Source organism: Acinetobacter sp. YH12142, assembly GCF_013418435.1.
GTDB lineage: Bacteria > Pseudomonadota > Gammaproteobacteria > Pseudomonadales > Moraxellaceae > Acinetobacter > Acinetobacter amyesii.
Window position 1 is genome coordinate 1 of the sequence record NZ_VPCB01000001.1, and the last position, 15053, is coordinate 15053.

At 43.6% G+C, this 15053-nt stretch carries 12 protein-coding genes and 3 pseudogenes; 4 read left to right on the forward strand and 11 right to left on the reverse strand.

Annotated features, from left to right (window positions below):
- Positions 1 to 424, forward strand: a pseudogene (locus tag FTU77_RS00005) (RNA-guided endonuclease InsQ/TnpB family protein); the annotation flags it as partial.
- Between the two features lie 18 nt (positions 425 to 442).
- On the opposite strand, the pseudogene FTU77_RS00010 reads toward FTU77_RS00005, so the two are convergent.
- The 5 genes and pseudogenes from FTU77_RS00010 to ribF all read right to left on the reverse strand — a co-directional run.
- Positions 443 to 652, reverse strand: a pseudogene (locus tag FTU77_RS00010) (NADPH-dependent FMN reductase); the annotation flags it as partial.
- A gap of 145 nt (positions 653 to 797) precedes the next feature.
- Positions 798 to 1280, reverse strand: coding sequence for a peptidylprolyl isomerase (locus FTU77_RS00015; protein WP_078190656.1), 483 nt, complete (start codon positions 1278 to 1280; stop codon positions 798 to 800).
- A complete protein-coding gene (gene lspA, locus FTU77_RS00020; protein ID WP_078190655.1) occupies positions 1273 to 1812 on the reverse strand; it encodes a signal peptidase II in 540 nt (179 codons plus the stop codon). The genes FTU77_RS00015 and lspA overlap by 8 nt, the downstream gene beginning before the upstream one ends.
- Positions 1805 to 4651: an isoleucine--tRNA ligase gene (gene ileS / locus FTU77_RS00025; protein WP_180054139.1), complete on the reverse strand. Its 2847-nt coding sequence runs from the start codon at positions 4649 to 4651 to the stop codon at positions 1805 to 1807. Before ileS ends, lspA begins: the two co-directional genes overlap by 8 nt.
- A 63-nt stretch (positions 4652 to 4714) precedes the next feature.
- Positions 4715 to 5716, reverse strand: coding sequence for a riboflavin biosynthesis protein RibF (gene ribF, locus FTU77_RS00030; RefSeq protein WP_168379800.1), 1002 nt, complete (start codon positions 5714 to 5716; stop codon positions 4715 to 4717).
- Between the two features lie 208 nt (positions 5717 to 5924).
- Here ribF and FTU77_RS00035 point away from each other — a divergent pair.
- From FTU77_RS00035 to FTU77_RS00045, 3 genes and pseudogenes are all read left to right on the forward strand, one after another.
- A pseudogene (locus FTU77_RS00035) lies at positions 5925 to 7056 on the forward strand (TDT family transporter).
- A gap of 259 nt (positions 7057 to 7315) precedes the next feature.
- Positions 7316 to 8392 carry an aromatic ring-hydroxylating dioxygenase subunit alpha gene (locus FTU77_RS00040; RefSeq protein ID WP_180054141.1) on the forward strand — a complete coding sequence of 359 codons (1077 nt, stop codon included), beginning with the start codon at positions 7316 to 7318 and terminating at the stop codon, positions 8390 to 8392.
- Between the two features lie 118 nt (positions 8393 to 8510).
- Positions 8511 to 9077 (forward strand): 5'-nucleosidase, encoded by a 567-nt coding sequence (locus tag FTU77_RS00045; protein WP_111886021.1) that lies wholly within the window; start codon positions 8511 to 8513, stop codon positions 9075 to 9077.
- A 69-nt stretch (positions 9078 to 9146) separates the two neighbouring features.
- On the opposite strand, the gene FTU77_RS00050 is transcribed toward FTU77_RS00045, so the two are convergent.
- The 6 genes from FTU77_RS00050 to FTU77_RS00075 form a co-directional block, all read right to left on the reverse strand.
- Positions 9147 to 9767 carry a TetR/AcrR family transcriptional regulator gene (locus tag FTU77_RS00050; RefSeq protein WP_078190649.1) on the reverse strand — a complete coding sequence of 207 codons (621 nt, stop codon included), beginning with the start codon at positions 9765 to 9767 and terminating at the stop codon, positions 9147 to 9149.
- 347 nt (positions 9768 to 10114) lie between these two features.
- A complete protein-coding gene (locus FTU77_RS00055; RefSeq protein ID WP_180027319.1) occupies positions 10115 to 10921 on the reverse strand; it encodes an ABC transporter ATP-binding protein in 807 nt (268 codons plus the stop codon).
- Positions 10922 to 10931: 10 nt separating this feature from the next.
- Positions 10932 to 11747 (reverse strand): aliphatic sulfonate ABC transporter permease SsuC, encoded by an 816-nt coding sequence (gene ssuC, locus FTU77_RS00060; RefSeq protein WP_078190647.1) that lies wholly within the window; start codon positions 11745 to 11747, stop codon positions 10932 to 10934.
- Positions 11747 to 12922, reverse strand: coding sequence for an FMNH2-dependent alkanesulfonate monooxygenase (gene ssuD, locus FTU77_RS00065; RefSeq protein WP_180054143.1), 1176 nt, complete (start codon positions 12920 to 12922; stop codon positions 11747 to 11749). Before ssuD ends, ssuC begins: the two co-directional genes overlap by 1 nt.
- A 33-nt stretch (positions 12923 to 12955) precedes the next feature.
- The gene (locus FTU77_RS00070) at positions 12956 to 13945 is read right to left on the reverse strand and encodes an aliphatic sulfonate ABC transporter substrate-binding protein (RefSeq protein WP_180054145.1); all 990 of its coding nucleotides are present in this window, start codon (positions 13943 to 13945) and stop codon (positions 12956 to 12958) included.
- A gap of 26 nt (positions 13946 to 13971) precedes the next feature.
- Positions 13972 to 14934, reverse strand: a complete 963-nt coding sequence (locus tag FTU77_RS00075; protein ID WP_180054147.1) for a sulfonate ABC transporter substrate-binding protein — start codon at positions 14932 to 14934, stop codon at positions 13972 to 13974.
- Positions 14935 to 15053 lie beyond the last annotated feature (119 nt).

Below are 15053 nucleotides of genomic sequence, written 5' to 3' on the forward strand. Positions count from 1 at the left end.
GTTCGTGCATTACACGCCAAGATTGCAAATAGTCGAAAAGATCATTTGCATAAAGCAAGCACCAAGCTTGTGAATGAAAATGCATTGATTATTGTAGGTGACTTGAGTGCTAAAAAATTAGTAAAAAACCAAAATGGCAAAATCTGTTTTGGATACAGGATTTTCTGCACTAAAAACAATGCTCAAGTATAAATGCGAGAACGCAGGCGTATTGTTTGAAGAAGTCCAAGAAGCCTATACCACCCAAATCTGTTCGTGCTGCGGTGAGATCACCTCAAGTAGTCCAAAAGGTAAGACAGATCTTGGAATAAGAGAATGGGAGTGCATGAGCTATGGTACAGCTCATGATCGAGATATAAACTCAGCTCTAAACATTCTTGCGCTTGGGCATAAGCGTCTAGCTGTAGGAATCACCCTCTTTTAAGGGGGTGAGGATGTCAACTGCCCATGCTTGTTGTTTGGGTTGGTCATAAATCCCGGTTAATGGTGGATGTGCGCCTGCAAAAATAGGCAGATCCCATTCTTTTAAATCGACAATTTCAGTTTCTACGGTACTGTAGTCATAGCTTTCGATTTCTGAAAGTAGCCAGTTGGCAATCTTAATTGCCGTGCGGCCTTCGCGGACACTGCCGACAATAATATGAAGTTTCATGGTATTTCCCGTCTTGTTTTAAAGTCTTGCATTAAATTAATATGAATTCGGTCCGTTGCATATACAGAAAATGTATCGAGTCGATTGATAGTTATAAAAATAGTGATAAAAAAAAGCTCCCGAAGGAGCTTTCATTTGCTGAAACTTAGATCAGTTTCACGCCTTGTTGACCGGCAGGGGTCACTTTGAAAATTTCAACTTCAAAGGTGATATTTTTACCGGCTAGAGGGTGGTTGAAATCCACTTCGGTAATGTCTTCACCTACAGTTTTGATCACCCCATACAGACTTTGTTTGGCTTTATCTTCAAACTCAATCATATGGCCTTCAACAGGACGTTGCTCAAATTTGACAGTATCAAATTTTTGTACGTTTTCCGGGTTCCATGGACCAAAAGCATCTTCAGGAGGAAGGCTCACAGTACGGCGGTCACCTGCACGTAAACCGAATAAAGCTTTCTCAAAACCCGGTAATAAGCTGCCATCACCCATGACAAGGCTGACAGGTTCAGCACGGCTACGGGTATTGTCAATTTCTACGCCATTTTCAATAGCAACAGAAAAGTGAAGGTCTACTTTAGAACCTTCTTCAATACGAGTTTCCTCGTTAGGATTGATAAAATCAGTCATTTTGCGCTTCCGCACGTTGAATTCGGTGTTTTTCTAAGAAAAACGTATCGATAAGAAGCAGAATCGTGCCTAATGTAATGGCACTGTCTGCAATATTAAATGCAGGAAAGTGGCTGTTGTTGTAATACACGTGAATGAAATCCACCACATAACCTAAAGATACGCGGTCAATTAAGTTGCCGATTGCGCCGCCTAAAATCAGGGCAATGGCAATTGGAAGGACTTTCACGTTTTTTGGCATACGCATGAGCCAAAATACAAAAATGACAGACACAAGTCCTGCGAGTGAAGTAAAGAAATAACGTTGCCATCCACCGGCATCGGACAAGAAACTAAAGGCAGCGCCATAGTTATGTAGTAATGTCCAATTTAAAAAGGGCATGACAGGTACAGGATCTGCGTAGTTCAGATGTGTACTTGCAATCCATTTGGTCCATTGATCCAAAATAATGGCAACAATGGATAAGCCCACCCACACTAAATTGTGTGGGTAGAATTGAAAGAAGCCCTTTTTTTCTTGTGGATTAGGCATATTTTCTCTCTTCGCCTTGACCTGTAGGAAGGTTAATAATACAACGAGAACAAAGACCTGGATGTTCGTGATGTGTATTCACATCTGGCAGTACATGCCAGCAGCGTGCACATTTTTCACCATCAGCAGCAGAGACTTTGACATTTAAACCGTCAAGGTCAGAGGCTTCACCTTGCGCTGCATCAAACGCATTGACAATCACTTGAGAAGTGATGAGGACAAAACGCAGTTCTTCACCGAATTTGTCTAAAACAGCTTTCAGCTCAGCATTGGCCCAAAGTTCAACTTTGGCAGACAAGTTTGAACCCACAGTTTTTGCAGTACGTGCAGCTTCAATAAACTTGTTCACCGCAGATTTGACGGTGATCAAGGTTTGCCATTCAGCTTCAGTCACCAGATTCGCTGTAGAGGCTACAGGAATGTCATACCACTCCGCAGTAAATACATATTTCTCAGATTGCTCTGGAATCAACGGCCAAGCTTCTTGTGCGGTAAAGCTCAAGATAGGAGACATCCAACGGACAAAGGCTTGAACCAAGTGATACAACGCCGTTTGTGCAGAATGACGCGCTGCTGAGTCTGCTTTGGTGGTGTACTGACGGTCTTTGATGATGTCGAGATAGAAACCACCCAAGTCATTAATACAGAAGTTGGTCAATGCGCTAGTCACGATATGGAAGTTCATATCTTCATAAGCTTGTTGAATAGTTTTTTGTACTTCCGCAGCACGTTGCAAGATGTATTGATCCAGTGCGATCAATTGATCGACAGGCAAAGCATCAGTCGATGGTTTGAAGCCATTCAAGTTAGCCAACAAGAAACGCAACGTATTACGGATACGGCGGTAACCATCTGATGCACGGCTGAAGATTTCTTTACCTGCAGTCATTTCATAACGGTAGTCTGCAGACGCAATCCAGAAACGTAGGCCATCTGCACCCATGTCTTTAATGATGTCTTGCGGAGTGATCACGTTACCGATCGACTTCGACATTTTGCGGCCTTTTTCGTCCACAACGAAGCCGTGAGTCAATAAGCCTTTGTAAGGTGCGCGGTTATTAATCGCCATAGATGTTAACAATGAAGATTGGAACCAGCCACGATGTTGGTCAGAACCTTCAAGGTACAAGTCAGCAGGGTCTTGCAATTCTTCATGTTCACGAAGTACTGCAAAGTGTGTTGTTCCAGAGTCAAACCAAACGTCTAGAGTGTCACGAACTGCATTGTACTGCTCTGCATCTGCACCGATAAACTCAGACGCATCACGGTTATACCAACCGTCAATACCTTCTTGTTCAATCAGCTTCGCGACTTCTTCGATTAGCTCAGGGGTACGCGGGTGAAGTTCGTTGGTATCTTTATGCACGAAGAATGGAATTGGCACGCCCCATGTACGTTGACGTGAGATACACCAATCTGGACGACCTTCAATCATCGATTGGATACGGTTTTTACCCCAATCCGGTACGAAGCTGATGTCATTTTCAATCGCGTTCAATGCACCTTGGCGTAAACCTTTTGCATCCATGCTGATGAACCATTGCGGTGTTGCACGGAAGATAATCGGTGTTTTATGGCGCCAGCAATGTGGGTAGCTATGTTTGATCACCACATGTGCCCAAAGTTTGCCTGCTTCGGTTAAAGCAGCAATGATTTTTGGATTGGCTTTGTAGATGTGTTCGCCTGCAAAAATTGGCGCAGTCGGTAAATATACACCGTTGCCGCCAACTGGATTGTCGACTTTCAGGTTGTACTGTAAGCCAACTTTATAGTCGTCCACACCATGGCCTGGCGCGGTATGCACAGCACCTGTACCACTGCCGTCTGTGACATGCTCACCCAAAATCACTGGCACTTGGCGTTCAGCAATTAACGGATGTTGTAGTACTAGATTTTCAAGTTTTGCACCAGCAAATTCAGCAATCACTTCTACTGCGTTAAAACCATAACGCTGAGTTGCAGATTCAACCAATGATTTTGCAAGGATGAAGTTTTGCGCTGCTTTGTCTTCGCCAGTTGCTTTCACCAATTGGTATTCAAGCTCAGCGTGTAGAGCAACCGCTTGGTTGGCAGGCATGGTCCAAGGCGTAGTTGTCCAGATCACGATATCTGTAGAATCGCTAACTGTAACACCTAGGCGTGCAGATAAATCAGCTAAATCAACAACGCTAAAACCAACGTCAATCGCATCTGATTTTTTGTCTTCGTATTCCACTTCAGCTTCAGCTAAGGCAGAACCACAGTCCAAACACCAGTTCACAGGTTTAAGACCCGGCTCAATATGGCCTGCTTTGGCAATCTCACCGAGCGAACGAACGATGTCGGCTTCTTGTTTGAAGTTCATGGTGAGGTACGGATTGTCCCAATCACCAAATACGCCCATACGCACGAAGTCTTTCTTTTGTAATTCGACTTGGGTGTAAGCATATTCACGGCATGCTTTACGGAAAGTTGAGGCATCTACTTTCACGCCGACTTTACCGACTTTTTCTTCAACTTTCAGTTCGATTGGAAGACCGTGACAGTCCCAGCCCGGCACATACGGCGCGTCAAAACCGTCCATTACACGGCTTTTGATGATGATGTCTTTCAGGACTTTGTTTACCGCATGGCCTAAGTGGATTTGGCCATTTGCGTATGGAGGGCCGTCATGAAGCACATATTTTTTCTTGCCAATACGCGATGCACGAATCTGCTGATAAATGTTGTCGGCATACCACTCTTCTAACCATTTCGCTTCACGTACTGCGAGATTTGCTTTCATCGCAAATTCAGTACCTGGGAGGTTTAGCGTGGCTTTATAATCCACTGCATTTTCAGGAGTTTGCTTATCGCTCATGCAAGTTGTCTTCCAAATTTATCAGCCCGTTGACTGACGCGTTTTACAATAAATAATCGGGGTTTAAAAGGGGAAATGAGGGTGCTGACCTCGAAACTCAAGGAGTTTTTCGACGTCGTCATCAATTCCGGCTTTCAATGCTTCAAGCGAAGGGTAGTCCTTTTCGCCATGTAAAAAGTTCAAGAACGTCACCCGCATTAACAGGCCATACAGATTAGCAGAAACATCAGGAAAATGTACTTCTAATCGCCATTCAGGATGTTCCTGTTTAATCGCGGGACGCGTACCAACATGCCCTGCACCAAACAGGGCAGAGGGTGCATAACCTGCAACCCCTAATTTGTCAGCATTTTCGTTTTTTACTTTATCTGTTAAAGATTCGGTTTCACAAATGACATCGACTGCATAAATGCCATTTAAACAAGGTTTATGACGGTTTAAACGCACATTAATGGTAGGAAAATTAATGGTGCGACCGATTTGATCGCCATACTGCACACGACCGGTGATGCTATAAGGACGACCTAAAAGTTTTGCGGCATGGGCAAGGTCGCCTGCTTGTAATGTCTGACGAACCAGTGTCGAACTGACACGTTCGCCATCAACTTCGACATTTTGCAGGGCTGTGACTTGGAAGCCGTATTGGCGTAAAAATTCGCTATTGCCTTGGCGGTTTTTGCCAAAGTGATGATCTTCGCCCAAAACTAAACTTTGTGTATTGAGTTTATTTTTTAAAATATCGGCAAATTCTTCGGCGCTGAGATTACGAAAGGCATTGTCAAATTTCGCCACCACAATATAGTCGACGCCTAGTTCAGTTAAATATTCGACTTTTTCACGTAGTGAACTGATTCGAGGCGGTGCATCATAAGCTTTAAAGAATTCAAGCGGTTGTGGCTCAAAAATCATCACAGCTGTTTTTAAGTTTTGTTGCTGTGCTATGTCTTTTAGCTGGCTGACCATCGCTTGATGACCCAAATGTACACCATCAAAATTGCCAATGGTCACGGCAGTTTTGGGGAGTTCTAAGTGGGGCGCTAAAGCATTCAGACGGAGCAGCTTCATGGGCGAATCAATTGTTGAAAATGTTTGAGGGCTATATATTGCCATAATCTTCTGCGTTCGTCTTGTTGTTGTGTTTTTACTCAAGTTTTTTTATGCAGAGATGAATTTACTATCAATAAAATAAATTATAAAAATAAATATTAATCAATTTTTCTTGTTTAATGGTGTGCTTAAACTATAGACATTCCATTTTGATGAGCATCATGCGATGAAAATGCCATTTTATCAACTCCAGCATAAACAAGACTTGATTCGTCATTTCACCCCAAACTGGTTTACGGTGGTGATGGGCACAGGTGTGGTGGCCCTCATTTTACCATCTATAGCGGTGGCGCCGCAGTGGATGTGGTCCTTCGGAGCAGCGCTGTGGCAGATCAGCATCGTGTTGTTCATATTGTTTAGTGGGATGTATCTCAGCCGATGGATCTTGTATCCACAAGAAGCCAAGCAGATTTTCCAGCATCCGGTGATGAGTTTATTTCTTGGGGCAATCCCCATGGCACTGGCAACCCTGATCAATGGCGCATTGAAATTTGGCACCACGCTGTACACTGAGTTTTTGGGCGTAAGCATCATCACATGGGCTGAATATTTATGGTATGTCGATGTGTTGATGGCAATTGCGATTGCATGGTGTGTTCCCTTTCTGATGTTTAGTCGTCAGCAACATGCGCTGCAAGGCATGACCGCAGTATGGTTATTGCCGATAGTGGCTTGCGAGGTGGCTGCCAGTTCAGGTGGTTTATTGTTGGCGCATTTACCTGCACAGGCCCATGCTGTCCATATTTTTCTGGGGAATCTCAGTATTTCCTGCATTTGCCATCTTAAGTATCTTGTTGCTGCGTCTGGCTTTACATCAATTGCCAAGTAAGGAAATGGCGATCAGCAGTTGGTTGGCCTTAGGACCGATTGGGACAGGGGCTTTAGCGCTGTTACTTTTGGGCGAGCAAGCCCCACGTATTTTGACAGCAGTAGACTTGGCAGATTTAGGACAGGTGTTGCTTCAAGGCGGTGTGTTCGCAGCCCTTGTTCTGCTCGGATTTGGTATATGGTGGTTTGGAATCGCTATACTCATCACGCTAAAACATTTACGAGATTTACTCTTTAATCTCGGGTGGTGGGCGATGACATTTCCATTCGGCGTTTTTAGTTTGGCGGTCATCAATTTGGCGGAACATACGCAATTAAATGCTATCCAACAGTGCGGCACCTTTTTTGCAGTTTTGCTCTGTACGCTTTGGTTATTGGTGATGCTGAAAACCATACAAGGGTTTTATCGTGGCAGCTTATTTTTTTCTCCGTGTTTAAAAGCGTATTGTGATGCTCAGAGCACATCTTAAATGATGTCGGGTGAATGTAAATCCGTTGAAGAAAAATATAGCGCGTTGGCTTTGACGGATTTCAACAAACAAATATAGAGCTTCTGCAAGCGTGTGATGCAGTTACGTTATTTTGCTATCCAAGCAAAACATTCATGTATAAAATTTGCGCGTATTTTCGAGAGATCAACTGGCTTCGAGATATAAACTTGCTTGTAGTGTAGGTGCTAGAGCAAGGCATATGGATTAAAACAAAAAAGATAAAAATAAGGATCGAATTATGTGTAATCAAACCCGTTTTTGGGATGATGCCAAAGGATTATTAGAAGAATGGTACGTCGCTTGTACCTCTAAAGAACTCAAAAAAGATCAACCTTTTTCAGCCACCCTGTATGGTAAAAAAATTGTCCTGTTCCGACAAAAAGATGGAAGAGCCGCTGCATTGCTCGATCAATGTGTGCATCGTGGTGTGCCTTTGTCTCAGGGTAAAATGACTGATGGCTGCGTGACATGTCCATATCATGGTTGGTCGTATCAGGGTGATGGCCATGTGGCGCATATTCCCAGTGTCAATGGACAATTTTTTCCAGAAAAACCGCATCCCTTTAAACAGCGTAGTTTTGATGTGTGTGAGCAAGATGGGGTGGTATGGATTTATCTCGGTGAAAAGCCAAAACAAGAACGCCCAGAAATATTTAAATTACCATTTTATGATCAAGCCGGTTGGGTCAGCTATTACATGGTCGGCAGTTATGATGGCGAGATGGGCGCTGTTGCACAGAATATTATGGATGTGACTCATACCATATTTGTGCATGAAGGCTGGTTTCGTTCAGAGTCCGGAAAAGCCGTGGATGCCACCATAGATGTCGGGCCGCGCAAAGTAGTCGTTGACTATCATGACCATGATGCAGATGTTGGCATGATGCCATGGCTGACCAATCCGCATGGTGCTGAACAGGTTCACCGCGACAGTTTTATCGCACCGAATATTACCTTGGTGGAGTACCATTGGGGAGAGCCGTCGGGCATGGTGTTTAATAGTCTGATTAGCCCTGTGGGGCCATTTGAGTCAAGGGTTTATACCTGTGTTAGCTATAAATTTCCCATTCCAAAATTGTTGTCTAAGGCATTGATGCCGGCTGTGAATGCCTATACTTGGGTGGTCAACAAACAAGACATTAAAATTTTGTCAGCGCGAAGAGCTGGCATCGAGCATATGCCGATGACCCATTCGCATAGTGTGAGAGGGGATATGGCACATATTGCCTTAGAGAAGATTTTAGATGCCTTACGTCATGACCAACAATTGGCACCGTCATTTATTGGCAAACGTCCGATGCAATTTCAAATTTGATAGCATTGAAATCTGCGTGAGGAATTTATTTTTCTGAGCAATGTGATTTTTGAAGATGATTTTTTCTGCGCACGTGCAAATGTATGCTATATGAAGGCATCAATTTGAGGAGACCGCTATGCGTCAGCAAATCGCTTTAATTATGGCACTGCCGAGTGAATCTAAAGGCTTATTTGAAGCTGCAGGCATTGAAGTGCATTACAGTGGTATTGGTAAAGTCAATGCCGCATTTAAAGCCTTTGATGTGATTCAAAAAACCGGATGTCATACTTTGCTGAATTTGGGCACTGCGGGAAGTTCACATTTTGATGCACATGCTTTGGTTGAAGTAGCTCAATTTGTACAACGGGATATGGATGTATCGCCTTTGGGTTTTGATGTGGGGGTGACGCCGATGGATACCGATCATCCTGCTGAAATTCAGCCAGAGAGCATGTTTAGCCATTTGCCTAAAGGAATTTGTGGTACAGGCGACAGCTTTGAAACTGGGCTGCCGAAAGTACCGTGTAATCTTGTCGATATGGAAGGCTACGCAATCGCTAAAGTATGTAAAAAACTGGGTGTTCGCTTTGTATCGGTAAAATATATTACCGATGGTGCGAATGACACAGCGCATCTGGATTGGGAAGAAAATTTATTATTCGGCGCAAAGAAATTATTGAAATTATATCAAACAGTCAAATAAGGCATTTAGCTAATTTCGGTCGGCGACCATAGAATGCTATGGTCGTATGCCAATTCGACCCAATTCAATTTACTTTTCTGGGCGTGGAATTACACCGTAAAGCATCATATGAACGGTATGTTGAATAATCCGTTGTTGCATACTGCGATTACGTAAGGTTTTTCCAGTGACCATTTCCATTTGGGTTGCAAAGTCAGCATAGTTTTGCGTAATTGCCCAAATGTTCAGAATTAAAAGTTCTGGATCAATATCTTTTGAAATTTTACCTTGCTCTTGCCAGTTGCTGATGACTTTGGCTTTGCGTTTAACTAATTTTTTTAGTGGGCCTTTTAAAATTTCAAGAATGTGTGGTGCGCCCTGAATGACTTCAAGTGCGAACAAACGTGAGGCTTTCGGTTGCGTACGAGATACTTCAATTTTCTGCAATAGATAATTGGTGATCGCTTCTTCAGGCTCAAGGTCTGCTTCCAACATTTGTAGCGGAGCAAGCCACTTTTGTAGAACCGTTGTCAGAACTTCAACATAAAGCGCTTCTTTATTTTCATAGTAATAGAAAATATTCGATTTATGCATTTCTGCAATCTGTGCGATCTCATCCAAGCTGGCGCCATTGAAGCCATACAGGGAAAAGACATCCAGTGCTGCATTAAGCAACTGGTGGCGTTTCTGGGTACTCTTTTTTTGTTCCATTAGCTCTTTTAAGAAAATGAAAAGGGAATATTGAATTGTACGGCAAATCAACAGATTTGTGCACAATCATCGTTTCTAATTTTATGAATTTTGGCAGTTTATTCTGTTCAACGGTCAAATAAATACGACGAATACCATAATATTTCAAATAATCATTTTAGGGTGAAATTTAAATAAATCATTATTTTTAATCATGGATTTATATGATTTATCGTAATTTTTGTGATGTATTTGTCAACAGGCGATAAATCTCCCCTCAATGCTAAATATGGTTTTGTTGCGATATTGTTCTTGAATAGGACAGGAAGTCACACGGTTTAAGTGATGATTTCCTGCACAAGTACAGCTTAAGTGGCCAAGACCGCTTGTAAGACTTGTTGTTCAAGTTCAGTAAATTCAATGCCTTTTTTTCGTGGACGGGTCAAATCGACACTAAATTCTTTGGCAATATGGCCTTTATCCAGCAAGATAATTCGGTCTGCCAACTGTACGGCTTCACTCACATCATGCGTGACCAAAATCGCGGTAAACCCTTGTTCAGTCCAGAGTTTTTCAATCAAATTCTGCATATCTAAACGTGTTAAGGCATCGAGCGCACCCAGTGGTTCATCTAGCAGCAAAATGCGTGGTTTATGTGACAAAGCACGTGCCAGTGCAGTACGTTGACGTTGCCCCCCTGATAGCTGTGTTGGCCAAAGCCCCGCTTTGTCTTTTAAACCAACTTTCTCGAGGAGTGCTGTGGCATTGGCATGTTGGTCTTTGCTTAAACCAAGTTGTACATTTTTCTCAATGCTACGCCAAGGCAGAAGGCGAGGGTCTTGGAACATCACACGAATATCATCACTGGTGATGCCTTCACGAATATGACGTGCAGACTTAAATTTAATTTCGCCATAACTGGGCTTTTCTAAGTCGGCGATGAGGCGAAGCAGGGTACTTTTACCACAGCCACTACGACCGACAATTGCCAAGAATTCACCGGGTTGAATATGCAGGTCAAGGTCCTCAAGGACTTTAACATCGCCATAAAATTTGTGTAGTTGTTCAATCAGGATCTCTGCGCCCAACACCGCATGGGGGTTGATATCCTCGACTGAAGAACGCTGAGGTTGGGTTGAGTCGTCTGCATGACGGCTTATGCTTAAATCGGTCATCACATGCTCCTTATTTTTGGTAACCCGAGTGCCAACGGAGTAAATATTTTTCTAAGGCAACAGCCAGTACATCGGCTAATTTACCGAGTAGGGCATACAATAAAATCCCGACCAAGACGATATCGGTTTGTAGAAATTCGCGTGCATTCATGGTCATATAACCGATGCCGGCTTGTGCAGAAATGGTTTCTGCCACAATCAACAAAACCCAAACGAGCCCGAGTGAAAAACGCAGACCAACCAAAATAGACGGCATCGCCCCCGGTAGAATGATTTCTTTATACAGTTGCCAGCCACTCAAACCGTAGCTTTTGCCCATTTCAATCAGTTGAGGGTCTACAGAACGAATACCATGATAGGTATTGATATAAATGGGAAAGAATACGCCAATAGCGACTAAAAAAAGTTTGGCCGATTCATCGATCCCAAACCATAAAATCACCAAGGGAATCAGGGCAAGAGCAGGAATGTTACGGATCATTTGCAGCGTGGTATCGAGTAGCGTCGATGCTGTTTTGGATGAACCATTCAGCAGACCTAAAAAAAGACCTAAACCACCGCCGACTAGAAGTCCAACCAAAGCACGACCTGCACTGATTTGAACATGCTTCCACAGTTCACCACTGATCAGTAAGTTCCAAAAGGCCACCACCACCGCACTTGGCGCAGGCAAAATACGACTTTCTAACAGCCCTGTAACAGAGGCAATTTGCCACACAATAATTAATGCAATAGGAAACAACCAAGGCAGCAAACGCTGCCCGAGTTGTGTTCCACGTGAAACCTTCGGTGCTTTGAAGGTTTCAACAGAAACAGTTTTGGACATTAGGCCGGCTCCTGAATCTTTTCAGCTTTTTTATTTTCATCTGGGGTGTAGTTGTTCGCGACAATCTCACCAAATGGGCCTGTTAAGTTTGGTTGAACCAATTTTTGACGTGTTTCCAATGGCAGTAGTGGGAACACCAATTCTGCAAAACGGATAGACTCTTCTAGGTGTGGGTAACCAGAGAAAATAAAGGTGCTAATCCCGAGATCGGCATATTCTTGAATACGTGCGGCTACAGTTTCAGGATCACCAACGAGTGCCGTACCTGCACCACCACGAACCAATCCAACACCTGCCCATAAGTTTGGAGATACTTCTAATTTGCTACGGTCGCCATTGTGCAGTTCAGCCATACGGCGTTGCCCTACAGAGTCCATGGTTTTGAACTTGGCTTGCGCGGCTGCAATGGTGGCATCGTCGACATATTGGATTAGTTCTTCAGCTGCTTTCCATGCCTCTTCATTGGTTTCGCGTACAATGACATGTAAACGAATGCCATAATTCAGTTCACGTCCTTTGGCTTTGGCTTTTTCACGCACCACTGCAATTTTTTCTTTTACCGCAGCAGGTGGCTCACCCCAAGTTAAATAGGTGTCAACTTGATCTGTCGCGAGTTCAACAGCAGCTTCTGACGAACCGCCAAACCATAGTGGTGGATAAGGTTTTTGTACCGGTGGATAGAGTAATTTGGCGTCGTCTACACTCAAACGTTCGCCATGGAAGGTATAGCTTTCACCGGTATGTGAGCGGGTTAAAATTTCACGCCAAATGGTGGTGTATTCAGCAGCAGTTTGGTAACGCGTCGTATGATCTTCATAGACACCATCACCCTTGAGTTCCTGCTCATCACCGCCTGTGACTAAGTTCAGTAAGATACGGCCGCCAGATAAACGGTCAAATGTTGCAGCCATTCGTGCAGTCAGTGCAGGCGTTGTCACCCCCGGACGTAGCGCGACTAGAAATTTTAAATTTTTAGTGGCATCAATCAAGCTTGCAGCTGTAAGCCATGGATCTTCACATGAACGACCTGTCGGAATCAGAACGCCTTCATAGCCAAGATTATCCACCGCTACTGCAATTTGCTTCATGTAGGCATGATCGACTTGGCGCGCACCTTTACTTGTTCCTAAGTAGCGACTGTCACCGTGGGTAGGGATAAACCAGAAAATTTTCATGTTCAGTTCCTTGTATTTTTGATGGCTCGGGTATCAATGTGATGAAGGTGTCCAAACTTGCTTTTGGACTTGAATGTTGTTTGGAATCAGTTGGACTTGTTTAAATAAGTCCGCAATATTTTGCTGTGCTTGAATGACCTCAGGTGTCAGCGGTCGCACAGGAGATGGTTTAGATCGGCGAGAAAAGGCTTGCGCAGCAATATTCTTTTGCAGCCCAGTGCTGTTTTGATAAATCTCTAAAGCCACATTTTGGTTCTTCACAATCCACTGATCGGAAGCATCTAGGGCCTTCAAAAATTTAGCTGGGGCATCAGGGTGTGCTTGAACGACCTTTGGATTTGCCACATAAAATGAATAGGTCTTTGGAAAATCACCAGATTGAATCAGCACTTTAGCTTGAGCATCCAACTCCGCTGCAGATAAAAACGGGTCCCAAATGGCCCATGCATCAATTGATTTTTTATCAAATGCGGCTCGTGCATCTGCTGGTGGAATCCAAATTGGTTGGATGTCGCTCCACGTCAAACCGGCTTTTTCTAAAGTCTTGGCTAATAACTCATGCGCACTCGAGCCTTTTTGTACAGCAACGCGTTTACCACGTAATTCTTGAATGGTTTTGATTGAGCTGTCCGCTGGAATCACGACAGCAAGCGACTGTTCAGGCACCACTTCATAGCCAATATAATTCAGGTCTTTATTGGCAGCTTGGGCAAAAATAGGCGGGGTGTTGCCGACATAGCCATAATCCACCGCACCGACCGCAAGGGCTTCTAACATTTGTGGGCCAGCAGGGAATTCCTTCCATTCAATCTGAGCGCCGGGAAATTGTTGTTCAAAGAGCTTTTGTTCACGGGCAACCAGTAAATTTAAGGCTGATTTTTGGAAACCGATAACCAAGGTTTTTACGGCTGTTTCAGCTGGTTTTTCACCATCCTGCTGTGCTGTTTCTTGTTTTTGGCAGGCACTGAGTCCAAGGGCCAAAGTGGCTAAAGTCAGTATGGAAAATGTTCTTAGAATACGCATGGCATCGCCCTTATGCTGTAGTCGACTTATTTGATAATGGCCGACTCAATATTTAATTTATTGGGAATTAATTTTTCGTTATAAAACGCATCAGCGACTTGCTGCTGCTCCTGCACCACTTGTGCAGTAATCGGCGTCACTTGATTGCCTAAGCGTGAAATAGATGTTTTAAGTACATCCAGACCTAAGCCAGTTTTGCCTTCGAGTAACTTGGCCGCTTCGTCTTGATTTTTTGAGACCCATTGCGTGGTCAAATTCAACTCATTCACCACAGCTTGCAGCACTTTTGGATTTTCCTGAGCAAATTTACGATCGGCCAAATAGAACTGGTAGTTCTTCACCAAGTTTTCGCCATTGGCAATGCTGCGAGCATTAAGTTGATGCTCAGCAGCAGAAAGGAACGGGTCCCAAATTACCCATGCATCAACGGCACCTTTTTCAAAAGCAGCACGTGCGTCGGCAGGTGGTAAATACACGACATTGATGTCGCTAAATTTAAGCTGATTGGCTTCCAACAGCTTGAGCAACAGGTAATGCACGTTTGAGCCTTTGTTTAAGGCCACACGTTTACCTTTTAAGTCCTGAATACTGTGAATAGCCGAATCTTTTTGCACAATTAACGCTTCAGCTTTTGGAACTGCAGGTTGGTTGGCAATGTAAACCAAATCGGTTTGAGCGGCTTGAGCAAAGATAGGCGGTGCTTCACCGACTTCACCAAATGACACGCTGCCCACATTGAGCCCTTCAAGCAGCTGTGGACCCGCAGGAAATTCCACCCATTTGATATTTACACCTTGGCTTTTTAAGGCTGTTTCTAAGGTTCCGCGTTCTTTTAAAATTGGCAATAAGCCATATTTTTGGAAGCCAATATTTAAGGTGACATTTTCATCAGCCTCTTTTTTGCCACAGCCCGACATCATCATGGCACCCACAACCGCTGTAGACAGTACAAGTGTTTTTGTCCAAAGTTTTACTTTGTGAGTACGCATGTGTTGCTCCTATAAAGGTCTAAATTTGCAGAACTGTTGATTTATGAACACATAAGCTAAAGAGTTTTCTTTTTCGAAAAAAATAAGAAAACTTAAATTTAAAATCAGGAAAAAAGATA